The following is a 26,320-nucleotide window of genomic DNA, read 5'->3' as shown; positions in this document are numbered from 1 at the left end:
TTCAATGGCTACCTCGCTCGACGTTATCGACGCCAAGGGCAAGAAGGCCGGTTCGGTCGACCTTCCCGCAGAGGTGTTCGACGTTCAGACCAATGTTCCGCTGATCCACCAGGTCGTTGTAGCCCAGCAGGCTGCGGCGCGTCAGGGAACCCACAAGACCAAGGGCCGCGGTGAGGTCTCCGGCTCCGGCAGCAAGCCCTTCAAGCAGAAGGGCACGGGTCGTGCACGTCAGGGCTCGATCCGCATGCCGCAGCACACCGGTGGTGGCATCGTTCACGGCCCGACGCCGCGTGACTACTCGCAGCGCACTCCCAAGAAGATGATTCAGGCAGCGCTCCGCGGATCGCTCTCGGATCGCGCTCGCGGTGGACGCCTCCACGCTGTCGAGACCTTCGCGGTCTCGGAGGAGCGCCCCACCAAGAACGCTGCTGAGTTCCTCGCGAAGCTCGCCGAGTCCAAGAACATCCTCGCGGTCATCGAGCGCAGCGACGAGGCGAGCCTGCTCGCCCTGCGCAACATCCCGACGGTGCACGTGCTCTCGTACGACCAGCTCAACGCTTACGACGTGCTCGTCTCTGACGACATCGTCTTCACGAAGGCTGCACTCGAGGGCTTCATCGCTGGCCCCGCAAAGGGCAAGTCAGTCACGGCGAGTGCAAGCTCTGCTGAAGCAACTGAGGAGGTCTCGGCATGAGCCAGACAATCAAGGACCCCCGCGAAATCATCATCGCGCCGGTCGTTTCCGAGAAGAGCTACGGTCTGATCGACGAGGGCAAGTACACCTTCATCGTCGACGACCGCGCGAACAAGACTGAGATCAAGTTCGCGATCGAGAAGATCTTCAGCGTCAAGGTTGCTTCAGTCAACACCCTGAACCGCCAGGGCAAGACTCGCCGCACCCGCTTCGGCATCGGCAAGCGCAAGGACACCAAGCGCGCCATCGTCACGCTGAAGTCCGGTTCCATCGACATCTTCACGGCTGTCGGCTAGGAGTACAGGAATAAACAATGGCTATTCGTAAGTACAAGCCCACGACCCCGGGTCGGCGCGGTTCAAGCGTTTCCGACTTCGCCGAGGTCACGCGCACGACTCCTGAGAAGTCGCTCCTCCGCCCTCTGTCGAAGACCGGTGGCCGCAACAACCAGGGTCGCATCACCACCCGTCACATCGGTGGCGGCCACAAGCGTCAGTACCGCGTCATCGACTTCCGTCGCAACGACAAGGACGGCGTGAACGCCAAGGTCGCTCACATCGAGTACGACCCGAACCGCACGGCGCACATCGCGCTGCTGCACTTCGTCGACGGCACGAAGCGCTACATCCTCGCGCCGCAGCGCCTCAAGCAGGGCGACGTCGTGGAGTCGGGTGCCGGCGCGGACATCAAGCCCGGAAACAACCTGCCGCTGCGCAACATCCCGACAGGTACCGTCGTGCACGCGATCGAGCTCAAGCCCGGCGGGGGAGCGAAGCTCGCTCGCTCGGCCGGTGCATCAGTGCGACTCGTCGCCAAGGACGGCCCCTACGCTCAGCTGCGTCTGCCTTCGGGCGAGATCCGCAACGTCGACGCACGCTGCCGCGCAACGATCGGAGAGGTCGGCAACGCCGAGCAGACGAACATCAACTGGGGCAAGGCAGGACGCAGCCGCTGGAAGGGCGTTCGCCCGACAGTGCGCGGTGTTGTCATGAACCCGGTCGACCACCCGCACGGTGGTGGTGAGGGCAAGACCTCCGGTGGACGCCACCCTGTCAGCCCGTGGGGCCAGAAGGAAGGCCGCACTCGTCACCCCAACAAGGAAAGCGACAAGCTCATCGTTCGTCGTCGGCCCACCTCGAAGAAGCGCAAGTAGGAGTTGTAGAAGATGCCACGCAGTCTCAAGAAGGGCCCCTTCGTTGACGAACACCTGCTCCGCAAGGTGACCGTCGCGAACGAGGCCAAGAACAAGAACGTCATCAAGACCTGGTCGCGCCGTTCGATGATCGTGCCGGCGATGCTCGGTCACACCATCGCGGTGCACGACGGTCGCAAGCACATCCCGGTGTTCGTCACCGAGAGCATGGTCGGACACAAGCTCGGTGAGTTTGCTCCGACTCGCACCTTCCGCGGTCACGTGAAGGACGACAAGAAGGGCCGTCGCCGCTGACGCGGTGACGTGAAGGAGGAGAAGAAATGGTGGAGTCGATCGCCCGCGTGCGACACATCCGCGTAACCCCCATGAAGGCCCGCCGCGTTGTCAACATGATCCGCGGCAAGCAGGCGCAGGAGGCACTTGCCATCCTGAAGTTCGCCCCGCAGGGTGCTTCTGAGCCCGTCTACAAGCTGGTCGCCTCGGCCATCGCCAACGCTCGCGTGAAGGCGGATGCCGAGAACAGCTTCCTCGACGAGCAGGACCTGTACATCACCAAGGCATTCGTTGACGAGGGTGCGACCCTCAAGCGGTTCCAGCCGCGCGCCCAGGGCCGCGCCTACCGCATCAACAAGCGCACCAGCCACATCACGGTCGTCCTTTCGACGCCCGACGAGGTCGGCGCAGCCACGGCAACAAAGAAGGCGAGCAAGTAATGGGCCAGAAAATCAACCCGTACGGCTTCCGTCTTGGTATCACCACCGACCACGTGTCGCGCTGGTTCGCTGACAGCACCAAGCCGGGACAGCGTTACAGCGACTACGTCGCCGAGGACGTCAAGATCCGCAAGCTGCTGACCACCTCGCTTGACCGCGCAGGCGTGTCGCGCATCGAGATCGAGCGCACCCGTGACCGTGTTCGTGTGGACATCCACACGGCTCGCCCGGGAATCGTGATCGGTCGCCGCGGCGCCGAGGCAGAGCGCATTCGCGGTGAGCTCGAGAAGCTCACAGGCAAGCAGATCCAGCTGAACATTCTCGAGGTGAAGAACCCCGAGGCCGACGCTCAGCTCGTGGCACAGGGCATCGCCGAGCAGCTTTCCGCACGCGTGGCCTTCCGCCGCGCAATGCGCAAGGGTCTGCAGGGTGCACAGCGCGCCGGTGCGAAGGGCGTTCGCATTCAGGTGTCCGGCCGCCTCGGCGGTGCTGAGATGAGCCGTTCCGAGTTCTACCGTGAGGGCCGCGTTCCGCTGCACACCCTCCGCGCGAACATCGACTACGGCTTCTACGAGGCCCGTACGACCTTCGGCCGCATCGGCGTGAAGGTCTGGATCTACAAGGGTGACGTCACCAACAAGGAACTTGCTCGCGAGCAGGCCAACTCGAAGCCGAGCCGTGAGCGCAACGACCGTCCGCGCCGTCAGCCCCGCGAGGCTCAGGCCCCGGTCGCAGAAGGAGCCAGTGCTTAATCATGTTGATTCCCCGCAGAGTTAAGTTCCGCAAGCAGCACCGACCGGTTCGCACCGGTCAGGCTACGGGCGGCACCAAGGTCAGCTTCGGTGAGTTCGGCATCCAGGCCCTCACTCCCGCGTACGTGACCAACCGTCAGATCGAGGCAGCTCGTATCGCGATGACCCGTCACATCAAGCGTGGCGGAAAGGTGTGGATCAACATCTACCCTGACCGTCCGCTCACCAAGAAGCCGGCTGAAACCCGCATGGGTTCCGGTAAGGGCTCGCCCGAGTGGTGGGTCGCAAACGTCAAGCCCGGACGCGTGCTGTTCGAGGTTGCGGGTGTCGACGAGACGCTCGCCCGCGAAGCACTCACCCGTGCAATTCACAAGCTGCCCCTCAAGGCACGCATCATCAAGCGCGAGGAGGGCGACGCGTAATGGCGATCGGTTCCAAGGAGCTCACGCCCGCTGAGCTCGACACATTCGAAGACGAGCGTCTGACTGACGAGCTGCGCAAGGCGAAGGAAGAACTGTTCAACCTTCGCTTCCAGGCAGCAACGGGACAGCTCGAGACCCACGGGCGCCTGCGCGCTGTCAAGCGCGACATCGCCCGCATCTACACGGTCATCCGTGAGCGCGAGCTCGGCATCCGGGCAACCCCGGCACCTGTCGAGGCTCCCGCAAAGGAGACCCGCAAGAGCAAGAAGGCCAAGGCAGCCGAAGAGGCAGCCGCGGCTGACGAGACGAAGGAGGCCTAGACATGGCTGAGACTGCAAAAGCAGCATCCGAGGCCGCGTCAGGCGCTCCTGTTCGCGGCTACCGCAAGACGCTTCGCGGCTACGTCGTCAGCGACAAGATGGAGAAGACCATCGTCGTCGAGGTCGAGGACCGCGTGAAGCACCCGCTGTATGGCAAGGTCATTCGCCGCAGCTCCAAGGTCAAGGCGCATGATGAGCAGGGGCAGGCCGGCATCGGCGACCTCGTCGTCATCGACGAGACCCGTCCGCTGAGCGCCACCAAGCGGTGGCGTCTGGTCGAGATCGTCGAGAAGGCCAAGTAAGCCTTTCGGCTTGCTGTGAGAAGGAGTAAGGAATGATTCAGCAGGAATCACGGCTCAAGGTCGCCGACAACAGCGGCGCCAAGGAGCTCCTCACGATTCGCGTGCTCGGCGGTTCTGGCCGTCACTACGCGGGCCTCGGTGACACCATCGTCGCCACAGTGAAGGATGCCATCCCCGGCGGAAATGTGAAGCGCGGCGATGTGGTCAAGGCCGTCATCGTTCGCACGAAGAAGCAGACCCGTCGTCAGGACGGCTCGTACATCAAGTTCGATGAGAACGCCGCAGTGATCTTGAAGAATGACGGTGAACCCCGCGGTACCCGTATCTTCGGGCCGGTCGGTCGCGAGCTTCGCGACAAGCGGTTCATGAAGATCGTCTCGCTGGCGCCGGAGGTTATCTAGTCATGGGTGCAAAGATCAAGAAGGGTGACCTGGTCCAGGTCATCAGCGGACCGACCGAGGAGCGCGGTGGATACCGTGGCAAGCAGGGTCGCGTCATCGAGGTGCTCGTTGAGAAGAACCGCGTGATCGTCGAGGGCGTCAACTACGTCACCAAGCACGTTCGCCAGGGCCAGACCCAGCGCGGCACCAAGACCGGCGGCCTCGAGACTCACGAGGCGCCGATCCACATCTCGAACGTTGCGCTCGTCGACCCCGACAGCAAGAAGCCGGTCAAGGTCGGCTTCCGCAACGAAGAAGTCGTCAAGGACGGCGTCGCCAAGACGGTGCGCGTTCGCTACGACAAGAAGTCTGGTAAGGACCTGAAGTAATGACTGACACCGCAACTGCTGCGCCCGCTGGCAAAATCCAGCCGCGCCTGAAGCAGAAGTACAAGACGGAGATCGTTCCCGCGCTCAAGGAGCAGTTCGGGTTCTCGAACGTTCATCAGGTCCCCGGACTCGTGAAGATCGTCGTGAACACGGGCGTGGGCGACGCTGCTCGTGACAGCAAGGTCATCGACGGCGCGATCGCCGACCTGACCAAGATCACGGGACAGAAGCCGCAGGTCACGAAGGCTCGCAAGTCCATCGCGCAGTTCAAGCTGCGTGAAGGACAGGCCATCGGCGCGCACACCACGCTGCGCGGCGACCGTGCCTGGGAGTTCCTCGACCGGCTTCTCTCGCTTGCGCTTCCGCGTATCCGCGACTTCCGCGGGCTCAGCGACCGTCAGTTCGACGGCAACGGAAACTACACATTCGGCCTGACCGAGCAGTCCGTGTTCCACGAGATTGACCAGGACAGGATCGATCGCGTCCGCGGTTTCGACATCACCGTCGTCACCACGGCGAAGAACGACGACGAGGGTCGCGCGCTGCTCAAGGCGCTCGGCTTCCCGTTCAAGTCGAAAGACGCCGCGTAACCAGCGGCGCTGCGGGGCCGGCAGCTGCCGGCCCCGTTCACACCACAGGTCGGCATTCGTGTAACGGGTGTGCGAAACCTGGTGAACAAAGGAAATAACACATGACAATGACAGATCCGGTCGCAGACATGCTGACCAGACTGCGCAACGCCAACACGGCGCACCACGATTCCGTGTCGATGCCGCACTCGAAGCTGAAGGGCCGCATCGCGGAGATCCTCGCGAGCGAGGGCTTCATCACCGGCTGGGACGTCGCAGACGCTCGCGTCGGCAAGACGCTCACGCTTGACCTGAAGTTCGGTCCGGACCGCGAGCCCTCGATCGTCGGCATCAAGCGCGTCTCGAAGCCCGGGCTTCGCGTGTACGCCAAGTCGACAGAGCTCCCCAAGGTGCTCGGCGGGCTCGGCGTCGCCATCCTGTCCACCTCCTCCGGTCTTCTGACGGACCGAGAGGCCGAGAAGAAGGGCGTCGGCGGGGAAGTCCTCGCTTACGTGTGGTAACGCGCTATGTCACGAATTGGAAAGCTTCCCATTGACATCCCCGCTGGGGTCGATGTCACTATCAACGGCCAGTCCGTCACGGTCAAGGGACCGAAGGGTGAACTGAGCCTCACCGTCGCCGAGCCCATCGTGGCGAAGGTCGACGACGGCCAGATCGTCGTGAGCCGTCCGGACGAGGAGCGCGAGTCGCGCTCGCTGCACGGACTGACGCGCACGCTCATCAACAACAACATCATCGGCGTCACGACCGGGTACAGCAAGGGCCTCGAGGTCGTCGGAACCGGTTACCGCGTGCAGCAGAAGGGGTCGAACGTCGAGTTCGCTCTCGGCTTCTCGCACCCGGTTGTCGTTGAGCCGCCTGCGGGCATCACGTTCACCGTCGAGGGCAACAACAAGCTCACGGTCTCCGGGATCGACAAGCAGGCTGTCGGCGAGACCGCCGCCAACATTCGCAAGATTCGCAGGCCTGAGCCGTACAAGGGCAAGGGTGTGCGTTACGCAGGCGAGGTCATTCGCCGCAAGGCCGGAAAGGCTGGTAAGTAAGCATGGCTGTCAAGACCAAGTCGTCAGCCCGCAACCGTCGTCACGCGCGCCTTCGCAAGAAGGTCGTGGGGACTGCGTCGCGTCCGCGCCTCGTCGTCACCCGCTCGTCGCGCCACGTGTTCGTGCAGGTCGTAGACGACTCCAAGGGCCACACACTCGTGTCGGCATCCACTCTCGAGACCGATCTGCGCTCGCTCTCCGCTGACAAGTCGGAGAAGGCGAAGAAGGTCGGCGAGCTTGTCGCCTCGCGCGCCAAGGACGCTGGAATCGAGTCCGTTGTATTTGACCGTGGTGGAAACCGCTACGCAGGACGCGTTGCGGCGATCGCCGAAGGGGCTCGAGAGGGTGGGCTGAACCTGTGAGCGAAGCAAAGAAGGAGCAGGACATGGCTACAGACCAGACTGCTGAGAAGCCGGTCGAGACCGCAGCCGGTTCCGAGCCGCGCGCGGAAGAGGCGCGCGGCGGCGGACGCCGTGGCGGACGCGACCGCAACCAGGGCCGTGACCGCGGCGGACGTGACCGTTCGGGCCGCGACGACAAGAACCAGTTCCTCGAGCGCGTCGTCACCATCAACCGCGTGTCGAAGGTCGTGAAGGGCGGTCGTCGCTTCAGCTTCACCGCTCTCGTCGTCGTCGGCGACGGAAACGGCGTCGTCGGAGTCGGCTACGGCAAGGCACGCGAGGTTCCGCTCGCGATCTCCAAGGGCGTCGAGGAAGCGAAGAAGAACTTCTTCCGCGTTCCCCGCATCGGCCAGTCGATTCCTCACCCCGTGCAGGGCGAGGAAGCGGCAGGCGTCGTGCTTCTGCGCCCCGCCGCTGCCGGTACCGGTGTTATCGCCGGTGGTCCCGTGCGCGCCGTGCTCGAGTGCGCCGGAATCCACGACGTGCTCAGCAAGTCGCTCGGCTCGTCGAACACCATCAACATCGTGCACGCAACTGTCACCGCGCTCAAGCAGCTCGAGGAGCCTCGCTCCGTCGCAGCTCGCCGCGGCAAGGAGTATGACGAGGTCGCCCCGGCCAAGTTGCTGCAGATTGAGGCGCGGGCCGCTGAGGCCGCAGCCGCGGCAAAGGTAGGTGCGTAATGGCCGCACAGCTGAAGGTCACGCAGATCAAGTCCAAAATTAGTGAGAAGCAGAACCAGCGCGACACTCTTCGCAGCCTGGGACTCAAGCGCATCGGCGATGTCGTGGTCCGCGAGGACACGCCGCAGAACCGTGGCTACGTCAACACTGTTTCCCACCTCGTAAAGGTTGAGGAGATCGACTAATGGCTGACGAGAAGAAGGACGTCACCACGGAGAAGGCCGCTCCCGCCGAGAAGGCAGCAAAGGCTCCGGCCAAGAAGGCTCCGGCTAAGAAGGCCGCTGCCAAGGCCGAGGAGACCAGCTCTCCTGCGCTGAAGGTGCACCACCTCCGCCCGGCTCCCGGTGCCAAGACCGATCGCACGCGCGTCGGCCGTGGTGAGGGTTCGAAGGGTAAGACCGCTGGTCGCGGAACCAAGGGAACGAAGGCTCGCTACCAGGTTCGCCCCGGCTTCGAAGGCGGGCAGCTTCCGGCGCACATGCGTACGCCGAAGCTGCGCGGGTTCAAGAACCCGTTCCGCGTCGAGTACCAGGTCGTGAACCTTGAGCGTCTTGCCGAGCTCTACCCGAAGGGCGGCGACGTCACCGTCGACGACCTCGTGGCCAAGGGCGCCGTTCGCAAGAACGAGAAGGTCAAGGTCCTCGGAAACGGCGAGATCTCGGTGAAGCTGAACGTCGAGGTCGACAAGGTCTCGGGCTCAGCGGAGCAGAAGATCGTCGCCGCCGGCGGTTCGGTCAAGTAAGTCACAACCGGTTGTGCGACTCGCCATCAGCGTGAATCGTGCCTTCGATTGTTCGTCGGGCCCAGTAATCGGCTAGATTCGATTGCTGGGCCCTTCGATTTCGGAAGGCTCTTTGTAGGCATGGCGAGCCGGACTGGCCGGCTCAACCCAGGAGGCCCTTGTTGTTTAGCGCTATTGCGCGGATCTTCCGCACCCCGGACCTGCGCCGGAAGATCGGCTTCACCCTCGGCATCATCGCCCTGTATCGACTTGGATCGTTCATTCCGACGCCCTTCGTCGATTTCGGCAACGTCCAGAAATGTCTGGCGCAGAACCAGGGCACAAGCGGCCTGTATGAGCTCGTCAACCTGTTTTCGGGTGGAGCACTTCTGCAGCTGTCGATCTTCGCCCTCGGCATCATGCCGTACATCACGGCCTCGATCATCACTCAGCTCCTGCGCGTCGTCATTCCGCACTTCGAGACGCTGCACAAGGAAGGCCAGGCCGGCCAGAGCAAGCTGACGCAGTACACGCGCTACCTCACGATCTTCCTCGGCATCCTGCAGTCGACGACGCTGATCACTGTCGCACGAAGCGGTGCGCTGTTCGGTACGAACTCGGGCCCCGAGTGCAGCTCGCTCATCACGGACGACACCTGGTACGCGGTTCTTCTCATGGTGCTCACCATGACCGCGGGCACCGGTCTCATCATGTGGATGGGTGAGCTCATCACCGAGCGCGGCATCGGCAACGGAATGTCTCTGCTGATCTTCACCTCGATCGCCGCAACGTTCCCCAGCTCGCTGTGGGCCATCGCGGAGTCACACGGATTCGAGATGTTCCTTCTCGTGCTCGCGATCGGCTGCGTCGTGGTTGTCGCGGTGGTCTTCGTCGAGCAGTCACAGCGCCGTGTGCCCGTGCAATACGCCAAGCGCATGGTCGGACGCCGCACGTACGGCGGAAACAGCACGTACATTCCGATCAAGGTCAACATGGCCGGCGTGATCCCGATCATCTTCGCATCGTCGCTGTTGTACCTGCCCGCGCTCATCGCCCAGTTCAACCAGCCCGCCGCAGGCGAGCAGCCCGCTGCATGGGTCACGTGGATCACGACGTACCTGACGAACGGCGACCACCCGCTGTATATGGCGATCTACTTCCTGCTCATCATCGGATTCACGTACTTCTACGTGGCGATCACCTTCAACCCGGAGGAAGTCGCCGACAACATGAAGAAGTACGGCGGATTCATTCCCGGCATCCGCGCGGGGCGCCCGACCGCAGAGTACCTGGACTACGTGCTCACGCGTGTGACGCTGCCCGGGTCCCTCTACCTCGGTTTGATCGCCCTGATTCCGCTGATCGCGCTCGCGACGGTCGGAGCGAACCAGAACTTCCCGTTCGGCGGCGCCTCCATCTTGATCATCGTCGGTGTTGGTCTTGAGACGGTCAAGCAGATCGATTCGCAGCTCCAGCAGCGTCACTACGAAGGGTTGCTTCGATGACGACGGAAGCCACGAAGACGGACGTTCGACTGCTGATCGTCGGCCCTCCCGGCGCGGGCAAGGGCACGCAGGCCAGCGTGATCGCCGAGGCGTACGGCATTCCGGCGATCTCGACGGGCGACATCTTTCGGCAGAACATCGCCGACGGCACGGAGCTTGGAAAGAAAGTCGACGAGATCGTCTCGAGCGGAGGATACGTTCCCGACTCGCTGACCAACGAGATCGTGGCCGACCGTCTGCAGCAGCCGGACGCCGCGCAGGGCTTTCTGCTCGACGGCTACCCGCGCACCGAAGAGCAGGTTGCCGAGCTCGACCGCATTCTGGCAGCATCCGGAAACTCTCTCGACGCCGTGGTGCAGCTGACGGCCGATCGCGACGAGGTTGTGAAGCGCCTGCTGATCCGCGCCGAGGAGCAGGGCCGCTCCGACGACACCGAGGACGTCATTCGACACAGGCAGGACGTCTATCACGAGCAGACCGAGCCCGTCATCGCGGTGTATGAGAGTCGAGGGCTCGTCGTGAGCGTCGATGGCCTGGGCACGATCGACGCGGTCAGCGAGCGCGTGCTGCGCGCCCTGGCCGAACGCGGCCTGGCAGCATCCGCCTGATGGGTCTGTTTCGACGCTCGCTGTACAAGTCTCCTGCTCAGCTGAGGCTGATGCGTGAGCCGGGTCTTCTGACCGCGCGAGCCCTCGCTGCGGCGTGCGCGGCTGTGAAACCCGGCGTCACGACGGGGGCGCTCGATCGCATTGCCGAGGGCGTCATCGTCGCAGGCGGGGGAAAGCCCAACTTCAAGATGGAGCCCGGCTACCACCACACGCTTTGCGTCTCGGTCAATGACCAGGTCGTGCACGGCATTCCCGGAAACCGGGTGATCGAGGCCGGGGACATCGTTTCGATCGACTGCGGCGCCGACGTCGGCGGCTGGAACGGCGACTCCGCGGCGAGCGTCGTCGTTCCTGACACCGTGCGCCCGGACGTTCAGAGCGCTGGTGAGCGGTTATCCCGGGCAACGGAGGGCGCCATGTGGGCCGGCATCGCGCGCCTGGCCACGGCGACGCACCTCAACGAGGTCGGCGACGCCGTGCAGAGCTTCGTCGAGGCGAACCCCGACGAGTTCGGCGACCAGTACGGAATTATCGAGGACTACATCGGGCACGGCATCGGGCGTTCGATGCACGAGGAGCCGCCGGTGTTCAACTATCGCGTACCGATGCAGGGCCCCGCCGTGAAGCCGGGGCTTGTCGTCGCCATCGAGCCGATGGTCGTCGGAGGATCGCCGGATACCGTCGTGGACAACGATGAGTGGACAGTTCTGACCGTTGACGGGGACATCGCCGCTCACTGGGAGCACAGCGTCGCCGTGCACGACGACGGCATCTGGGTGCTCACGGCCGAAGACGGCGGAGCCGCGGGTCTCGCGCCCTTCGGCGTCACACCAACGCCCATCGCCTGAGCGGCGGCGCGATATCGTCGGATCATGAGCGTCGTGTTCGTGATCACCCCGCATGACCGGTCAGCGCCTGCCCCTGACTTCGATGCGCTTCTGACCCGCGTCGACCCGAATGACGCGGTTCTCAGCGTCTTCGACGCGGGCGTCGCGCGCGGCGACGGCGTCTTCGAGACGATCGGCGTGAACGCCGGCAGCGCGCGCAAACCCCGATCGCACCTCGACAGGCTCGCAGCATCCGCTCGCATCATGGATCTGCCCGAGCCCGACGCCGAGCAGTGGATGCACGCGATCGAACGCGTCGCCGGGCTGCTCGACCCCGCCCGCGGGGGCGTGATCCGGCTCGTCATGACGCGGGGCACTGGTGACGGGCGACCGACGTGCTGGATCACGGGAGAGGAGACCCCGCCCGAGGTGCGCGAGCGCGAGCATGGGGTGCGTGTCGTGCTGCTCGACCGGGGCTGGCCCATCGACATCGCAGAGAGAGCTCCATGGATGCTGGCCGGCGCGAAGACGCTCTCGTACGCGCCGAACATGGCGGCGCTGCGCGAGGCGCGGCGCCGCGGCGCCGACGACGTCGTCTTCACGTCGCTCGAGGGCTACGCGCTCGAGGGACCGACGTCGTCGCTCATCGTCCGTACGGGAACGATGCTCGTGACGCCGACGTCTGGCGATGGCAACCTGCCGGGCACGACGCAGCGCGAGCTTTTCGGCTGGGCCGAGCAGAACGGTTTCAGCACGCAGTCACGTCGAGTGCGCGCCGACGAGGTGCGGCAGGCCGACGCGGCATGGCTGGCGTCGAGCGTGCGGCTCGTCGTGCCCATCATAGCGATCGACGACCGGACGATGCAGGTCGACGAGGGACTCACGCGGCGCATGAACGAGCATCTGCTGGCGCTCGGCTGAGTCAGCTGTCCATGGTGCGCACGAGTTCGTCGATGAATGACCCGAATGTGCGTCCACCGCGAATGATGCTCGCGACGTCGTCGCGCTCGGAGAACACTTCGACGAACTGATCGAAGACCTCTTGAAACTGCGCGCGGCCGTCGGCGCTGAACGCGATGAGCGCGACGACATTGACGCGTCCGTCGCCCCACGGCATGCTGCGCTCGTTCACGGCGATCGCGATTGACGTGCGGCTCGCCGTCATCTCCATGGCGTGCGGCACCGCGAGTGTGTCGGTGAACGCCGTCGACGACATGCGCTCCCGCTCGATCGCGGCATCGATGTACCGTTCGTCGATCACGTCGAGTTGCAGCATCCGCTCACCGAGCAGCCGGATCATCGCCTCTTCGCCCTCCACATCGACGTCGCGAAGAAACAGGCGCTCGTCGAGATATCGCAGCAGCTGATCGCGAATCGCCGCACGCCGGACCTGCCGCCGTACGCGGCTCAGCGCCACGCGCACCCGGTCGACGTCTGCCGGACTGAGGAACGGCTGAATGCGCACGATGTTCTCGGCGGGAACGGGCGGCTCGATCGTCGTGAGCACGAGATCGGCGTCGAGATGGTCCCACGGCACGTCGGTGCGCGTGACGACCCGGGTGACGGTGAGCGCGTCACCGAGCGCCTGCACGACACGGTCGGCGAGCATCGCCTGAAGGTCGTAGTAGTTCGGGCACACGACAATGCACGTCGCCGCATCGTCGCGCCGCGTCTGCTGCTGAAGGTGCGCTCCGATGTGCATGGCGATGTACGCGATCTCGTCGTCATTCACGTCGATGCCACGGGCATCGTGCAGCCCGCTCGCGATGAACACGGCGAGCTCGTAGATCATGGGGTACGCCGTCTTTATCGACTTGGTCAGCGGATTGCGCGAGTACGTCTGATCTTCTGCACGCTCCAGCAGGTTGCTGACGTGCACCGTGAGCCGGGTCAGAAAGTCCACGTCGGTGAGGTCGACGAGGTACTCGTCGCCTGCCCGCTCCGCGATCGCCCGCACGGTCGCGAATTCGTCCGGCGTGAAATACTCCGAGGGCGCGACGGTGTCGGCATCGGGCCGCGGAGCGACGGCGCGGGTCGAGAGCAGGTAGGCAATGTAGCCGATATCTGACTCACCGAGAGGCTCGGCGAAGTGCGTGCGAGCCAGATCGCGCACAATGCCGCGCAGTTCGGTGTCGGCGCCTGTCGCGCGCCCCTCCGTTTCGACAGGAGTCCCCTTGCCCGCACGGTCAGCCGCGATCGCGATGTGCAGCAGGACGTTGTCCATGCCGTAGTCGTTGATGTAGTAGCCGCTGGACTGCAGGGCGTCGATGAGATCGGTCTTGAACGAGCCGAGGCTCTCCGACTCGAACTCTCGCTGGATCGCGTCGAGCTGTGCCATGCCGTGCGTGGTCTCGTCGCGGAACAGGCGTGAGAGCAGACGCCGTCTGGCCAGCTCCGAGCCGTGCAGCGTGACTCGGCTGCCCGTGCGCTTGAGCGTCAGTCTCGTGTCGGTGAGCAGGGCGCGCAGCCGCGACAGATCGGTTTCGAGCGTGGAATCGCTGATGAACAGCGCGCTCGCCGTCTCGAACACGTCGAGACCCTCGGCATCGTCGATGAGCAGTCGCACGAGGCGGTGCAGCCGCTCTCGCGGGGTTCCGTCGGCTCCGGAGCCGTCACCCGTCGCGAGATACGCCGCATAGGCGTCACGATTTAGACGGTACCCTTCAGGCCCGGACTCAATCACGGGCAGGGAACCGGCCTTCGACTTGACCCGTGCGATATAGGTGCGGATGCTGCGTGCAGAGACGCCGAGCGCATCGGCGAGCTCTCCCGCCGTCTGCCACCCACTCGAGCGCACGAGCTGCTCAAGCAGCTGACTGTGTCGATCGGCGCTCACGGTTCTCCTTCGGCATCGCTGATACGAGTCAACCAGGCATCGTCGCGCGCGCGAAGGATTTTCGTCAATCGACACGCTTCCGCCCGGGCGGAAGAGCCTCTGCTGGCCGGGGTCACGGCGACTGGGCAGACTCGATGGCATGCGGATCATCGTTGTGTGCGGAGCGGGAGCGTCATCGACGTTCGTCGCGCTGCGCGTGCGTCGAGCCGCAGCATCCCGTGGTCTCGATGTGGCGGCTCGCGCCGTGCCCCTCGCAGACCTTGATGCCGCGCTCGCCGACGCCGATGTGCTGCTGCTCGGAGCACACCTCGCCACCGGCGCAGACGACATCGCCCGGCGTGCCGAGCAGGCGGGCGTCGCCCTCGCCGTGATGCCGGAATCGGTGTTCACGGCGCCGACGGGCGACGACGCTCTCGAGCTCGCTCTCGCGACAGCGGAGGCGAGCGCATGATCAACGAATCGTTGTGCCTCAGCGCACACTCAGACTATGGTGACAAGCACAGCCCTCAGGCGTGCGGGAGGACCACATGGTGGAACGGAACATCAGGATCGGATCGTCGCATGGGCTGCACGCTCGTCCGGCCAAGCTCTTCACACAGGCCGCGGCATCGAGCGGCGCGACCGTCACCGTCCGCAAGGGCGACAAGTCGGTCAACGCCGCGAGCATCCTCGGAGTCATCTCGCTTGGCGTCGACCACGGTGACGAGGTCACGCTCACGGTCGAGGGCGACGACGCGGAACGCATTATCGGCGAGCTCGAGGAGCTGCTCGTCACCGATCAAGACGAGGCCTGACCGCACAACGCGTGCGGCCTCGCGAGAACGAGGAGGTCGCTGATGGAGTTCACCGGAACAGGAATCGGTCAAGGAGTCGCCGTCGGGCCGACGGTGCGCATGCCCGAGCCCCTGCCAGAGCCGGACGACGTGCCCAGCACGCGCAGCGCCGCCGAGGAGGCCGAGCGCGCAAGCGCGTCGATGTCCGCCGTGGCGCGCGATCTGCAGCAGCGGGGCGAGACCGCTGGCGGAACGGCCGGCGACGTGCTCGAGGCGCAGGCGATGATGGCCGAGGACCCGTCTCTCTCGGAGCTCGTCACGCAGGCGACAGGGTCGGGTAAGACGGCCGAGCGCGCGGTCTTTGAGGCGTTTGCATCGTTCCGCGACCAGCTCGCCGCCATGGGGGGCTACCTCGGTGAGCGCGCGGCCGATCTCGACGACGTCTCGCAGCGGGTCATCGCGCACCTGCGCGGGGTTGCGGCCCCCGGCGTTCCGCAGCCCGATGAGCCGTTCGTGCTCGTCGCCCGTGACCTCGCGCCCGCCGATACCGCGCTGCTCGACCTCGACAAGGTGCTCGCGCTCGTGACGAGCGACGGTGGCCCGACTTCGCACACCGCGATCCTCGCCCGTGAGAAGTCGATCGTCGCGATCGTCGGCACGGCAGACGCACTCACGATCGGTGATGGTACGCAGGTGGTGGTGGATGCTGCAGCGGGCACCGTCACGACGGATCCGTCCGCCGAGGCCATCGCCGACGCCGAGGCCCGCATCGCGCAGCGTCGCGAAGCGGCATCCGCCCCTCTGACGCCTGGTGCCCTGGCCGATGGCACGCCCGTTCCGCTGTTGGCAAACCTCGGGTCGGGGGATGCCGCGGCCAGCGCCGTCGAACTCGGTGCTGAGGGCGTTGGGCTGTTCCGCACCGAGTTTCTGTTTCTCGACGCGGGCTCGACGGCCCCGAGCGTGGAGGAGCAGACGCAGCATTACGTTCGCGTTCTCGAGGCGTTCGCCGGCAAGAAGGTTACGGTTCGTGTTCTCGACGCCGGCGCAGACAAGCCCCTGCCGTTTCTCAACGATGCGCCAGAAGAGAACCCGGCGCTGGGTCTCCGCGGACTTCGCGCCCTGCGCGCGAGCGAGAACATTCTGCGCGATCAGCTGACCGCGCTCGCCGCCGCCGACGCGCAGACCGACGCCGACCTGTGGGTCATGGCCCCGATGGTGTCGACTCTCGAAGAGACCGAGTACTTCGTGACGCGCGCCCACGAGTTCGGGCTCAAGACCGCGGGCATCATGGTCGAGGTTCCGTCGATCGCTCTGCTCGCGAAGCCGGCCCTCGCGGCCAGCGATTTCGCGTCGATCGGCACCAACGACCTGACGCAGTACACGCTCGCAGCCGACCGGCTGCTCGGAACCGTCGCGTCGTTTCAAGACCCGTGGCACCCCGCGGTGCTCCGGCTCATCAGCGAAGTCGGCCAGGCGGGCGCCGAATCGGGCAAGCCCGTGGGCATCTGCGGCGAAGCGGCGGCCGACCCTCTGCTCGCCGTCGTGCTCGTCGGACTCGGCGCGACAACCCTCTCGATGTCACCGTCGGCGCTTGCCGACGTTCGACTGTCGCTCGCGCGGTTTGACAGCAACGCCGCGCAGCGACTCGCCAGCATCGCGCTCGACGCTCACGATGCGGCCTCAGCCAGAAGCGCTGTGACTGACGCGGCGCCTTCCCTACAGAAAGAGTGATCACAATGACGACGACGTCCAACGACACAGCCAAGAAGGGAGGAGTGCGCGTCCGCGTACAGCGGTTCGGCACCTTCCTCTCGGGCATGGTCATGCCCAACATCGGCGCGTTCATTGCGTGGGGTCTCATCACGGCGTTCTTCATCGAGACGGGATGGACTCCTGTGCCGGCCCTCGGCGGGTTCCCCGATGCCGAGGGCAACGAGTACCTCGGCCTGGTCGGACCAATGATCACGTACATGCTGCCGCTGCTGCTCGCGTACACCGGAGGCAAGATGGTGTACGACGTTCGCGGAGGCGTCGTCGGTGTCATCGCGACCATGGGCGTCATCGTCGGCAGCGACATTCCGATGTTCATCGGCGCCATGATCATGGGTCCGCTCGCGGCGTGGCTCATGAAGAAGGTCGACGCGATCTGGGACGGCAAGATCAAGGCCGGCTTCGAGATGCTCGTCAACAACTTCTCTGCGGGCATTCTGGGCGGCCTGCTCGCGCTCGCCGGGTTCTACGGAATCGCGCCGGTCGTGAGCTGGCTCAGCGGTGTTCTCGAGGGAGCCGTGAACTGGCTCGTCGGTCTGCACCTACTGCCGCTCGCGAGCATCTTCGTCGAGCCGGGCAAGGTTCTGTTTCTCAACAACGCCATCAACCACGGTGTCTTCACGCCGCTCGGCACCGAGCAGGTTCTCGAGACCGGCAAGTCGATCCTCTTCCTCATCGAGGCGAACCCGGGCCCAGGCGTCGGTATCCTTCTCGCATTCATGTTCTTCGGCGTCGGCATGTCGAAGGCCAGCGCACCGGGCGCAGCGATCATTCAGTTCTTCGGCGGAATCCACGAGATCTACTTTCCGTACGTGCTCATGAAGCCCATGATCATCATCGCGGCGATCGCGGGTGGCATGACGGGCGTGGCGATCAACGCGGCGTTCCAGACGGGGCTTCGCGCACCGGCATCCCCCGGCAGTATCATCGCGGTGCTCATTCAGACGGCGCCCGACAGCTATGTCGGCGTGATTCTCTCGGTGATCGGTGCCGCAGCGGTCTCGTTCATCATCTCGGCGGTGATTCTTCGGGCGTCGCGCAAACGCGACCTCGAGAACGAGAATGCCGGTGACCTCAGCGATGCGATCGCCAAGACCGAGGCGAACAAGGGCAAGAAGTCGACCGTGCTCGGCACGATGGGCGGTGCAACGGATGCTGCCGCAGCGGGCGACTCCGGCACGGCCACGATCACCGGCCCGATTAGCAACATCGTGTTCGCGTGCGATGCGGGAATGGGATCCAGCGCCATGGGAGCATCCGTTCTGCGCAACAAGCTCAAGAAGGCCGGCGTCAGCGACGTGAAAGTGACCAACCAGGCGATTGCAAACCTCACGGGTGACGCCGACCTCATCGTCACGCAAAATGAATTGACCGACCGGGCGAAGCAGAAATCGCCGAACTCGATTCACGTATCTGTCGACAACTTCATGAACAGCCCGAAGTACGACGAGGTCGTGCAGCGGGTGACCGAAAGCAACGCAGCCGAAGGCTCTGAGGGGGACAATCAATGAGCAGCGACATTCTCACAGTCCGCAACATCGTGGCGTCGGGGAGCGCCACCACGCGCGACGAGGCGATCGCCGAGGCGGGCCGCGTGCTCGTGGACGCAGGCGCCGTGACGCAGCGTTACGTTGACGCCATGCGCGAACGGGAGGAGACCGTCTCGACCTACATGGGCAACTATTTGGCGATTCCGCACGGCACGAACGAGGCGAAGGACGAGATCAAGGCCTCTGCGCTCTCGTTCATCCGCTATGAGAACCCCATCGACTGGGACGGCGAGGAAGTGCGCTTCGTCGTCGGCATCGCCGGGGTCGAAAACGAGCACCTGGAGATTCTGTCGAAGATCGCCATCGTCTTCTCTGAAGAAGACCAGGTGCAGCAGCTTATCGACGCCGACGACGCCGATGCACTGTACGCGGTGCTCGAGGAGGTCAACGACCAATGAAGGCGGTTCACTTCGGAGCGGGCAACATCGGTCGCGGCTTCATCGGGCTCCTGCTGCACGATGCGGGGTACGACGTTGTCTTCTCCGATGTGAACCCCGAACTCATCGCCGCGCTGCAGGCTGCGTCCAGCTATACGGTTCACGAGGTCGGCGAGGGCGGCGTCGACAGAACGGTCACCGGATTCAACGCCGTGAACTCGGCCGAAGACGAGGAGCGACTTGTCGCGGAGCTCTCGACGGCCGACATCATCACGACGGCCGTCGGACCGAACGTGCTGCGGTTCATCGCGCCGGCGATCGCGCGAGGTCTCGCAGCTCGGTCTGCCGACAGGGCGCCCGTCGCGGTCATGGCGTGCGAGAACGCCATTGGCGCGACAGACACGCTGCGCACGCACATCGAAGAGAACGCGGGAGCGGAGTGGAACCGGCTCGCCGAGCGCGCGATCTTCGCCAATACGGCCGTCGACCGCATTGTCCCGGCACAATCGGCAGACGCCGGCATCGACGTCACGGTCGAGGCATTCCACGAGTGGGTCGTCGAGCGCGGGCCCTTCGGCGGGGCGGAGCCGACGCTTCCGGGGGCGCACTTCGTCGACGATCTTGCGCCCTACATCGAACGCAAGCTCTACACCGTGAACACCGGGCATGCGACAATCGCCTACTTCGGGTTTCTGGCCGGCCACGAGAAGATCGCGGATGCTGCCGCCGATCCGACCGTCTCGGGCAAGGTGCGCAGCGCGCTCGAAGAGACATCGGCGTATCTCGTAGCCGTGCACGGGCTCGACGCTGACGAGCAGTCCGCGTACCGGGAGACGATTCTCTCGCGCTTTGCCAACGAGCACCTTCCAGACACCGTGCAGCGCGTGGGCCGCGAACCCCTGCGCAAACTCGGTCGCCACGAGCGCTTCATCGGTCCTGCCGCCGCGATCGCCGAACGCGGAAACACCCCTGACGCTCTCGTCGACGCCATCGGGGCCGCGCTGCAGTTTCACGTCGCCGACGACGCGCAGAGCCAGGAGATGGCCGAACTGCTCGAGACGCTCGAGCCGTCGGAGTTCGTGGCACAGGTGATGGGCCTTGACCCGCAGCATCCGCTCTTCGACCGTGTCTGCCGAGAGGTGGCGGCCGTGACGCGCACGCCGCGCTGACGAGAGACAGTCGGTCCACTTGCGGACGTCGTGTGCGCTGATGGTGGATCGACTGGCGAATCTGCGCTTTATCACATAAGATAATTCGTTGGTGCATTGTGCACGCCAGTGGCGTGTCTCGTCCGCACCGAAATCCAACGCACGACCAGTGCGACGAACCTGAGCGACAGTGAGGCTATGGCCAAAAAAGACGGTGTCATCGAGATCGAAGGATCTGTGATCGAGGCTCTGCCCAACGCGATGTTCCGCGTTGAGCTGACGAACGGTCACAAGGTGCTTGCCCACATTTCGGGCAAGATGCGCCAGCACTACATCCGCATCCTCCCCGAGGACCGCGTGATTGTGGAGCTGACTCCTTACGACCTGACCCGCGGCCGGATCGTCTACCGCTACAAGTAAGTCGCGCTGTAAGTAACGGTTGAACTGTGCTGCGCCGAGCGGTGCGCACGGTTCTTCACGAGGACAGCGAATCGAAGGAAGAACATGAAGGTCCACCCCAGCGTCAAGAAGGTCTGCGATCACTGCAAGGTGATCCGTCGTCACGGACGCGTCATGGTGATCTGCAAGAGCAACCCGCGCCACAAGCAGCGCCAGGGCTAGCAGACGCGGCAGCTGCCGCGCCACGACAACAGAACAGAACTGGCAGGTTCAGAAACTCGCCCGAGCTGAGGCTCAGCGGGGGACACCCAGGGGCGGAGGCCCTGGCACCGGATCTGCTCCACACCTCCACTTACTCCTAGGAGAAGCCACCATGGCACGTCTCGCCGGCGTAGACATTCCCCGCGACAAGCGCGTGGAAGTCGCACTGACGTACATCTATGGTGTCGGCCGTACCCGGGCGCTCAAGGCCCTCGCCGACACTGAAATCGACGGAAACATCCGCGTCAAGGACCTTACCGACGACCAGCTGGTCGCCCTTCGTGACTACATCGAGGGCAACTTCCAGGTCGAGGGTGATCTTCGCCGTGAGGTTGCCGCTGACATCCGCCGCAAGGTCGAGATCGGTTCTTACCAGGGCATCCGCCACCGTCGCGGGCTGCCGGTTCACGGCCAGCGCACCAAGACCAACGCGCGCACCCGCAAGGGCCCGAAGCGCACCGTCGCCGGCAAGAAGAAGGCTCGCTAGGTCGAGCCTCGCCTCAAGGATTCAGGAGATAACCAATGGCAGCACCCAAGTCGGCCGTCCGCAAGCCGCGTAGAAAAGAAAAGAAGAACGTCGTTCAGGGCCAGGCCCACATCAAGTCGACGTTCAACAATACGATCGTGTCGATCACCGACGCCTCAGGCGCTGTGATCAGCTGGGCCTCGTCAGGTGGCGTCGGCTTCAAGGGTTCGCGCAAGTCGACCCCGTTCGCCGCTCAGATGGCCGCTGAGGCCGCCGCGCGTCAGGCGCAGGAGCATGGCATGAAGAAGGTCGACGTCTTCGTCAAGGGACCGGGCTCCGGTCGCGAGACCGCGATCCGTTCGCTGCAGGCCGCTGGCCTCGAGGTCGGTTCGATCTCGGACGTCACGCCGCAGGCACACAACGGATGCCGTCCGCCGAAGCGCCGCCGCGTCTAAGCACTTCACACCCGAGATCGGGCCGGTTCACCCCGGCTCGATTCTTGGGGTTAACACAACTCAATATCCCGTCAACGCAAGTGTCATATAGCGGACACTTAGCCGAAAGGAATACATAGTGCTTATTGCACAGCGTCCATCGCTCACCGAGGAGAACATCTCGGAGTTCCGCAGCCGTTTCGTCATCGAACCGCTCGAGCCCGGCTTCGGTTACACGCTCGGAAACTCGCTTCGCCGCACGCTTCTGTCGTCGATTCCCGGAGCCGCTGTCACCAGCGTCCGCATCGACGGCGTGCTGCACGAGTTCAGCACCATTCCCGGAGTGAAGGAAGACGTCACCGAGGTCATCCTCAACGTCAAGGGACTCGTCGTCTCGAGCGAGCACGACGAGCCGATCACCGCGTACCTGCGCAAGACCGGCTCCGGTCAGGTCACGGCAGCTGACATCTCGGCGCCCGCCGGTGTCGAGGTGCACAACCCCGAGCTCGTGATCGCCACGCTGAACGAAGAGGCGAAGTTCGAGCTCGAGCTCACGATCGAGCGCGGCCGCGGCTACGTCTCGGCCACGCAGAACCGCAACGAGTTCTCCGAGGCCGGCCAGATTCCGGTCGACTCGATCTACTCGCCCGTTCTCAAGGTCACCTACCGCGTCGAGGCGACGCGTGCCGGTGAGCGCACCGACTTCGACCGCCTCGTCGTCGACGTCGAGACCAAGCAGGCCATCACGCCGCGCGACGCCATCGCTTCCGCCGGAAGCACTCTCGTCGAGCTGTTCGGCCTCGCGAAGGAGCTCAACAACCAGGCCGAGGGCATCGAGCTGGGTGCTGCTCCCGCCGAGACCGTGCTCTCGAGCGAGCTGTCGGTGCCGATCGAAGACCTCGACCTGTCGGTGCGTTCGTACAACTGCCTCAAGCGCGAGGGAATCAACACGGTTTCCGAGCTTGTCGCCCTCAGCGAGACGCAGCTCATGAACATCCGCAACTTCGGCCAGAAGTCGGTGGACGAGGTTCGTGACAAGCTCGTCGAGATGGGGCTGTCGCTCAAGGACTCGGTTCCCGGGTTCGACGGCGCGCACTTCTACTCGGGCTACGAAGACGAGAACAACTGACGGTCAGTCGTAAGACGGTCCGAGATTAATCTGGAGAAACACGACAATGCCTAAGCCCACCAAGGGACCCCGCCTCGGAGGCGGAGCGGCGCACGAGCGCCTTCTGCTCGCCAACCTTTCCGCGGCGCTGTTCACGCACAAGCGCATCACCACGACCGAGACCAAGGCGAAGCGGCTGCGCCCGTTCGCTGAGCGCCTCGTCACGTTCGCCAAGCGCGGCGACCTGCACTCGCGTCGGCGCGTGCTGTCGACCATCGGCGACAAGACGGTCGTGCACGAGCTGTTCACGCAGATCGCGCCGCTCGTTGCTGAGCGTGAGGGTGGCTACACCCGCATTACGAAGATCGGCAACCGCAAGGGCGACAACGCTCCCATGGCCGTGATCGAGCTCGTTCTCGAGCCCGTGACGCCCAAGGCGAAGGCGGCCAAGAAGGCTGACGCGCCGAAGGCTGAAGAGCCAGTCGAGGAGACTGAGGTCGAGGAAACTCCCGCTGAGGAGACCACCGAGGCTCCAGCCGAGGACGCAGCTGCTGACGACAAGGCCGAGTCTGAGGACGACGCCAAGTAAGCAGCATCCTGCACTCGAAGCCCCGCAGCCCTTGGGTTGCGGGGCTTCGCGCATTGTGTGGCGTCCACGGTGGGGCGGCCGGTCGGCCGTGCTCGATAAACTGGGGTCATGACCGTCACCAGCGTTCCACTCCGTGACCGTGTCGCCGCGCCGGAACTCGTGCTCCCGCAGCATCCGGATATCGCTCGGTGGCGGCCTGCAACCCTCGACGATCTCGACGCCATGATGGTGTTGATGGATGCTGCTGATCGCATCGATCATCCCGCGTCGACGACAACCCGGGCCGAGGTGGAAAATGCACTGCGGTCGTCGAAGCTCATCATGGCGACGGACACGCTCGTGGGCGAGAGCTCGTCTGGAGTGCTCATTGCAGCGGGCGTGGTCGCCGAGGCGCAAGCGCAGTCCACGCGCGTGCAGGTGTATCTGGAGGGCACGGTGCATCCGCAATGGCGGGACCGCGGCATCGGGCGGCAGCTGCTGGCATGGCAGCGCGACCGCGCCCTGCAGATTCTGTCGGGGAGCCCGCACGCGCTTCCGGGCTGGATCATGGTCGACCAGGAGCAGGGAAACATCGCGGGGCAGCACGTGAGCGAACGCGCCGGCTTCACACTCACGCGGTACTTCACCGAGATGGAGCGCCGGCTGTCAGATCCCGTCGACCCCGTCGAGCCGCTTGCCGACGTGCGAATCGTGCCCCTGACAGACGATCTTGTCGATTCTGCCCGCCTTGCGCGCAACGATGCCTTTCGCGACCATTGGGGCAGCCAGCCGACGACGTCGGAGCGGTGGGAGCACATGACCTCGTCGCCGGAGTTCCGCAAAGACCTGAGCCGAGTCGCGGTCGAGATGACGGATGCTGGCGAGCAGCGCGTCGTCGCATTCGCGCTCATCTCGGTGAACAAGCGCGACTGGGAGGCGGCGGGCTACTCGAAGGCGTATATCGAGTACATCGGCGTTGTGCGAGACCACCGCGGAGAGCGGCTGGCTCCCGCCATCATCACCGCTGCGCTGCAGAGTCTGCGCGACGTCGGCATTGAGAGGGCGACGCTCGACGTCGACTCCGAGAGCCCGACGGGCGCCAACACGCTGTACGAGCGCATGGGATTCGTCGCAGGCGAGCGCGGTTTCTCCTACGTGCTCGAGGTGTAGACGCGCATCCTGCTCAGCGCACGAGCGGAAGGTTGTATCCGTGCTGCTCGGTCACGGCAGGTGGCAGATCGGCCAGCACCTGCAGCGACTGCATGATCGCTTCGGCATACACGGTGCCTCCCTCATATCCGGGGTGTATGCTGTCGCCGGCGAGCAGTTCGCCTGCGCGCGGTTCGATTGCGTCGCGCCAGTCGGCGACGACAGAGGTGCGGTGCCGTGACGCGAACGCCTCGAGTTCGGCGTTCACTCCCGCGATCCAGTCGCGCGGCGCATAGGCGTTCACGAGGATGAGATGGCGGTCGGGACCGAGAACGTCGACGACCTCGCGCAGCGTCGATTCGTTGACGGGGCCGTTCGTGCCGAGTCCTACGACGACCGTTGAGCGCAGCCTGCCCCGCTTCTTGAGGTCTTCGAGGATGCCGGGAGCGGTATACATGGATCGCGAGACCTGCGCGTCGATGTCGATTCCCGGCAGCGTGTCTTCGAGTGCGGGGGCCGCGGCAAGCATGACCGAGTCGCCGACCGCCGTGATATCGGAGCCGGAGATCGTCGCGGGAGACGGCTTCGATTCGGCCGGTTCTTCTCGTTCATCCGCCGACTTCTGAGCGTGCGCGATCAACCGCTCGACCGACGACGACTGCGGTGCGACGGCGACGGCGGTGCCCGTCGACCCGACGAGGGCAATCGCTGCGACCGTGATTCCTGTCGCGGTCGCCGCTCGGGGAGCGCTCGCGCGGAATGCACGCAGCATCGCTCGGCCGCACTGCCGGAACCCGCGCACGCGCACGGGAGTCTCGACGCACCGGAATGACAGCTCTGAGAGCGCGAGAGTGAGCACGATCGCGACGAGCGATGCAGACACCGGCGGGGCCTGGGTCGCGATGGAGCCGCTCACCGCGAGAATGAGCGTGAAGACCGGCCAGTGCCAGAGGTACACGCCGTATGAACGCCGGCCCAGCCATCGCAGCGCCCCGGCATCGAGCCGCGATCCGAGCAGCGAGCCCGGCCGGATCGCTGCCGTGATGGCGATCACCGTCAGCAGTGATGCGAGCGCGAGGCCACCTCGGTACGTCGCCGCGTCTCCGTCGCCGAGCGCGACCGCCAGTGCTGCAACCCCGGCGAGAGCGACAGTGCCCACAACGTCGAAGGCAATGCGGATGCTGCGCCGATCGCTGCGGGGCAGCCCTGCGCCGAGACGCCCCTCGAGCAGCACGGCGAGGGCGGCGCCGATGAGCAGCCCGAACGCGTGAGTGTCGGTGCCGTAGTAGACCCGCGTGGCGTCAGCGCCCGGTGTGAACAGTGCGCTCATCCAGAGCGCCGAACCCGCGGATGCTGCCACGAGCAGCGCCGCGCGCAGCCATCGCGACGGCACGAGCAGCAGCGCGAGAAGCAGCAGCGGCCAGACGATGTAGAACTGCTCCTCGACGGCGAGAGACCAGAGCGTGCGAAACATCTCGGGAGAGAGGGCGTCGAAGTACGAGCCGCCCGAGGCGATCTCGACCCAGTTGTAGCTGAACGTCGCAGCCCCGAGTACCTGCCGCCCGATGCGCACGAGAACGTCTCCGCCGACCACGAGGGCTGCCGTCGTCGACGCCGTGACGACGAGAACGAGCGCCGGGAGAATGCGCCGTGCCCGCCTCGTCCAGAACCGACGAAGACTGATGCTCCCGTGCGCATCGTGCTCGCGCATGAGAAGACTCGTGATGAGAAACCCCGAGATGACGAAGAACACGTCGACGCCGATGAATCCGCCGGGGAGCGCTCCGGGGAACAGGTGGTAGACGAGCACGCCCGCGACGGCGAGCGCGCGCAGCCCGTCGAGACCCGCGTAGTGCATGCGGGTGACGGGCTGTTGTGGGGAAGAGGCTGACATCACCATGGAACCGCTCGAGGATAACCGGCGAGGGTGGGCGATGCATGAGAGCGCCTTCGCTTCTCACTTTCTGACGCAGGTGAGAAA

Annotated in this window: 37 protein-coding genes; 35 read left to right on the top strand and 2 right to left on the bottom strand. The window is 64.9% G+C overall.

Annotation, left to right across the window (positions count from 1 at the left end; genetic code table 11):
• Window positions 1-4: 4 nt before the first annotated feature.
• The 22 genes from rplD (at window position 5) to ATJ78_RS15415 (ending at window position 12,421) form a co-directional block, all read left to right on the top strand.
• On the top strand, window positions 5-694 hold the full coding sequence (gene rplD, locus ATJ78_RS15520; RefSeq protein WP_098409066.1) for a 50S ribosomal protein L4: 690 nt from the start codon (window positions 5-7) through the stop codon (window positions 692-694).
• Window positions 691-990: a 50S ribosomal protein L23 gene (rplW, locus tag ATJ78_RS15515; RefSeq protein WP_098409065.1), complete on the top strand. Its 300-nt coding sequence runs from the start codon at window positions 691-693 to the stop codon at window positions 988-990. Before rplD ends, rplW begins: the two co-directional genes overlap by 4 nt.
• A gap of 17 nt (window positions 991-1,007) precedes the next feature.
• The gene (gene rplB, locus ATJ78_RS15510; RefSeq protein WP_098409064.1) at window positions 1,008-1,847 is read left to right on the top strand and encodes a 50S ribosomal protein L2; all 840 of its coding nucleotides are present in this window, start codon (window positions 1,008-1,010) and stop codon (window positions 1,845-1,847) included.
• 12 nt (window positions 1,848-1,859) lie between these two features.
• Window positions 1,860-2,141, top strand: a complete 282-nt coding sequence (gene rpsS, locus ATJ78_RS15505) for a 30S ribosomal protein S19 (RefSeq protein WP_098409063.1) — start codon at window positions 1,860-1,862, stop codon at window positions 2,139-2,141.
• A 26-nt stretch (window positions 2,142-2,167) separates the two neighbouring features.
• The gene (gene rplV, locus ATJ78_RS15500; protein WP_098409062.1) at window positions 2,168-2,560 is read left to right on the top strand and encodes a 50S ribosomal protein L22; all 393 of its coding nucleotides are present in this window, start codon (window positions 2,168-2,170) and stop codon (window positions 2,558-2,560) included.
• A complete protein-coding gene (gene rpsC / locus ATJ78_RS15495) occupies window positions 2,560-3,312 on the top strand; it encodes a 30S ribosomal protein S3 (RefSeq protein WP_098409061.1) in 753 nt (250 codons plus the stop codon). The genes rplV and rpsC overlap by 1 nt, the downstream gene beginning before the upstream one ends.
• A gap of 2 nt (window positions 3,313-3,314) precedes the next feature.
• The gene (rplP, locus tag ATJ78_RS15490) at window positions 3,315-3,734 is read left to right on the top strand and encodes a 50S ribosomal protein L16 (RefSeq protein ID WP_098409060.1); all 420 of its coding nucleotides are present in this window, start codon (window positions 3,315-3,317) and stop codon (window positions 3,732-3,734) included.
• Window positions 3,734-4,054 carry a 50S ribosomal protein L29 gene (gene rpmC / locus ATJ78_RS15485; RefSeq protein WP_098409059.1) on the top strand — a complete coding sequence of 107 codons (321 nt, stop codon included), beginning with the start codon at window positions 3,734-3,736 and terminating at the stop codon, window positions 4,052-4,054. The genes rplP and rpmC overlap by 1 nt, the downstream gene beginning before the upstream one ends.
• A 2-nt stretch (window positions 4,055-4,056) precedes the next feature.
• Entirely contained in the window at window positions 4,057-4,356 is a 300-nt protein-coding gene (rpsQ, locus tag ATJ78_RS15480) for a 30S ribosomal protein S17 (protein WP_098409058.1), read from the top strand.
• A 32-nt stretch (window positions 4,357-4,388) separates the two neighbouring features.
• Complete coding sequence (rplN, locus tag ATJ78_RS15475) at window positions 4,389-4,757, top strand: 50S ribosomal protein L14 (protein WP_098409057.1); 369 nt, start codon at window positions 4,389-4,391, stop codon at window positions 4,755-4,757.
• A gap of 2 nt (window positions 4,758-4,759) precedes the next feature.
• Window positions 4,760-5,125 (top strand): 50S ribosomal protein L24, encoded by a 366-nt coding sequence (gene rplX, locus ATJ78_RS15470; RefSeq protein WP_098409056.1) that lies wholly within the window; start codon window positions 4,760-4,762, stop codon window positions 5,123-5,125.
• Window positions 5,125-5,715, top strand: a complete 591-nt coding sequence (gene rplE / locus ATJ78_RS15465) for a 50S ribosomal protein L5 (RefSeq protein WP_098409055.1) — start codon at window positions 5,125-5,127, stop codon at window positions 5,713-5,715. The genes rplX and rplE overlap by 1 nt, the downstream gene beginning before the upstream one ends.
• A gap of 101 nt (window positions 5,716-5,816) precedes the next feature.
• On the top strand, window positions 5,817-6,215 hold the full coding sequence (rpsH, locus tag ATJ78_RS15460) for a 30S ribosomal protein S8 (RefSeq protein WP_098409054.1): 399 nt from the start codon (window positions 5,817-5,819) through the stop codon (window positions 6,213-6,215).
• Between the two features lie 6 nt (window positions 6,216-6,221).
• A complete protein-coding gene (rplF, locus tag ATJ78_RS15455) occupies window positions 6,222-6,758 on the top strand; it encodes a 50S ribosomal protein L6 (protein WP_098409053.1) in 537 nt (178 codons plus the stop codon).
• A 2-nt stretch (window positions 6,759-6,760) separates the two neighbouring features.
• Window positions 6,761-7,120 (top strand): 50S ribosomal protein L18, encoded by a 360-nt coding sequence (rplR, locus tag ATJ78_RS15450; protein WP_098409052.1) that lies wholly within the window; start codon window positions 6,761-6,763, stop codon window positions 7,118-7,120.
• Between the two features lie 23 nt (window positions 7,121-7,143).
• Window positions 7,144-7,839, top strand: a complete 696-nt coding sequence (gene rpsE, locus ATJ78_RS15445; protein WP_098409439.1) for a 30S ribosomal protein S5 — start codon at window positions 7,144-7,146, stop codon at window positions 7,837-7,839.
• Window positions 7,839-8,024 (top strand): 50S ribosomal protein L30, encoded by a 186-nt coding sequence (rpmD, locus tag ATJ78_RS15440; protein ID WP_098409051.1) that lies wholly within the window; start codon window positions 7,839-7,841, stop codon window positions 8,022-8,024. The genes rpsE and rpmD overlap by 1 nt, the downstream gene beginning before the upstream one ends.
• Window positions 8,024-8,581 (top strand): 50S ribosomal protein L15, encoded by a 558-nt coding sequence (gene rplO / locus ATJ78_RS15435; protein ID WP_098409050.1) that lies wholly within the window; start codon window positions 8,024-8,026, stop codon window positions 8,579-8,581. The genes rpmD and rplO overlap by 1 nt, the downstream gene beginning before the upstream one ends.
• A 161-nt stretch (window positions 8,582-8,742) precedes the next feature.
• Window positions 8,743-10,065 (top strand): preprotein translocase subunit SecY, encoded by a 1,323-nt coding sequence (gene secY, locus ATJ78_RS15430; protein WP_098409049.1) that lies wholly within the window; start codon window positions 8,743-8,745, stop codon window positions 10,063-10,065.
• Window positions 10,062-10,673: an adenylate kinase gene (locus ATJ78_RS15425; RefSeq protein WP_211288478.1), complete on the top strand. Its 612-nt coding sequence runs from the start codon at window positions 10,062-10,064 to the stop codon at window positions 10,671-10,673. The genes secY and ATJ78_RS15425 overlap by 4 nt, the downstream gene beginning before the upstream one ends.
• Complete coding sequence (gene map, locus ATJ78_RS15420) at window positions 10,673-11,521, top strand: type I methionyl aminopeptidase (protein WP_098409048.1); 849 nt, start codon at window positions 10,673-10,675, stop codon at window positions 11,519-11,521. Before ATJ78_RS15425 ends, map begins: the two co-directional genes overlap by 1 nt.
• Window positions 11,522-11,545: 24 nt before the next feature.
• Window positions 11,546-12,421 (top strand): aminotransferase class IV, encoded by an 876-nt coding sequence (locus tag ATJ78_RS15415; protein ID WP_098409047.1) that lies wholly within the window; start codon window positions 11,546-11,548, stop codon window positions 12,419-12,421.
• Window position 12,422: 1 nt separating this feature from the next.
• Here the strand turns inward: ATJ78_RS15415 and ATJ78_RS15410 are convergent, their stop codons facing one another.
• Window positions 12,423-14,336 carry a BglG family transcription antiterminator gene (locus ATJ78_RS15410; protein ID WP_245836354.1) on the bottom strand — a complete coding sequence of 638 codons (1,914 nt, stop codon included), beginning with the start codon at window positions 14,334-14,336 and terminating at the stop codon, window positions 12,423-12,425.
• Between the two features lie 139 nt (window positions 14,337-14,475).
• On the opposite strand from ATJ78_RS15410, the gene ATJ78_RS15405 reads away from it, so the two are divergent.
• From ATJ78_RS15405 to ATJ78_RS15345, 13 genes are all read left to right on the top strand, one after another.
• Window positions 14,476-14,787, top strand: coding sequence for a hypothetical protein (locus ATJ78_RS15405; RefSeq protein WP_098409046.1), 312 nt, complete (start codon window positions 14,476-14,478; stop codon window positions 14,785-14,787).
• A gap of 76 nt (window positions 14,788-14,863) precedes the next feature.
• Entirely contained in the window at window positions 14,864-15,130 is a 267-nt protein-coding gene (locus tag ATJ78_RS15400) for an HPr family phosphocarrier protein (RefSeq protein ID WP_098409045.1), read from the top strand.
• A 42-nt stretch (window positions 15,131-15,172) separates the two neighbouring features.
• Window positions 15,173-16,840 carry a phosphoenolpyruvate--protein phosphotransferase gene (ptsP, locus tag ATJ78_RS15395; protein WP_098409044.1) on the top strand — a complete coding sequence of 556 codons (1,668 nt, stop codon included), beginning with the start codon at window positions 15,173-15,175 and terminating at the stop codon, window positions 16,838-16,840.
• Window positions 16,841-16,845: 5 nt separating this feature from the next.
• Window positions 16,846-18,390 (top strand): PTS mannitol transporter subunit IIBC, encoded by a 1,545-nt coding sequence (locus ATJ78_RS15390; protein WP_098409436.1) that lies wholly within the window; start codon window positions 16,846-16,848, stop codon window positions 18,388-18,390.
• The gene (locus tag ATJ78_RS15385) at window positions 18,387-18,827 is read left to right on the top strand and encodes a PTS mannitol transporter subunit IIA (protein ID WP_098409043.1); all 441 of its coding nucleotides are present in this window, start codon (window positions 18,387-18,389) and stop codon (window positions 18,825-18,827) included. Before ATJ78_RS15390 ends, ATJ78_RS15385 begins: the two co-directional genes overlap by 4 nt.
• Window positions 18,824-19,975, top strand: a complete 1,152-nt coding sequence (locus tag ATJ78_RS15380; RefSeq protein WP_098409042.1) for a mannitol-1-phosphate 5-dehydrogenase — start codon at window positions 18,824-18,826, stop codon at window positions 19,973-19,975. Before ATJ78_RS15385 ends, ATJ78_RS15380 begins: the two co-directional genes overlap by 4 nt.
• Before the next feature lie 177 nt (window positions 19,976-20,152).
• Complete coding sequence (gene infA, locus ATJ78_RS15375; protein ID WP_091179331.1) at window positions 20,153-20,374, top strand: translation initiation factor IF-1; 222 nt, start codon at window positions 20,153-20,155, stop codon at window positions 20,372-20,374.
• Between the two features lie 84 nt (window positions 20,375-20,458).
• On the top strand, window positions 20,459-20,575 hold the full coding sequence (gene rpmJ, locus ATJ78_RS15370) for a 50S ribosomal protein L36 (protein ID WP_098409041.1): 117 nt from the start codon (window positions 20,459-20,461) through the stop codon (window positions 20,573-20,575).
• A gap of 151 nt (window positions 20,576-20,726) precedes the next feature.
• Complete coding sequence (gene rpsM, locus ATJ78_RS15365; protein ID WP_098409040.1) at window positions 20,727-21,101, top strand: 30S ribosomal protein S13; 375 nt, start codon at window positions 20,727-20,729, stop codon at window positions 21,099-21,101.
• A gap of 35 nt (window positions 21,102-21,136) precedes the next feature.
• On the top strand, window positions 21,137-21,535 hold the full coding sequence (gene rpsK / locus ATJ78_RS15360; protein WP_098409039.1) for a 30S ribosomal protein S11: 399 nt from the start codon (window positions 21,137-21,139) through the stop codon (window positions 21,533-21,535).
• 118 nt (window positions 21,536-21,653) lie between these two features.
• Window positions 21,654-22,643: a DNA-directed RNA polymerase subunit alpha gene (locus tag ATJ78_RS15355; RefSeq protein ID WP_098409038.1), complete on the top strand. Its 990-nt coding sequence runs from the start codon at window positions 21,654-21,656 to the stop codon at window positions 22,641-22,643.
• Between the two features lie 46 nt (window positions 22,644-22,689).
• On the top strand, window positions 22,690-23,211 hold the full coding sequence (gene rplQ / locus ATJ78_RS15350; RefSeq protein WP_098409037.1) for a 50S ribosomal protein L17: 522 nt from the start codon (window positions 22,690-22,692) through the stop codon (window positions 23,209-23,211).
• 108 nt (window positions 23,212-23,319) lie between these two features.
• Window positions 23,320-24,360, top strand: coding sequence for a GNAT family N-acetyltransferase (locus tag ATJ78_RS15345; RefSeq protein ID WP_098409036.1), 1,041 nt, complete (start codon window positions 23,320-23,322; stop codon window positions 24,358-24,360).
• A gap of 13 nt (window positions 24,361-24,373) precedes the next feature.
• On the opposite strand, the gene ATJ78_RS15340 is transcribed toward ATJ78_RS15345, so the two are convergent.
• Complete coding sequence (locus ATJ78_RS15340) at window positions 24,374-26,233, bottom strand: acyltransferase family protein (RefSeq protein ID WP_169923480.1); 1,860 nt, start codon at window positions 26,231-26,233, stop codon at window positions 24,374-24,376.
• Between the last annotated feature and the right edge of the window lie 87 nt (window positions 26,234-26,320).

It is taken from the genome of Paramicrobacterium agarici (assembly GCF_002563955.1).
GTDB lineage: Bacteria > Actinomycetota > Actinomycetes > Actinomycetales > Microbacteriaceae > Paramicrobacterium > Paramicrobacterium agarici.
This window is presented reverse-complemented; position numbering and strand designations above follow the sequence as displayed.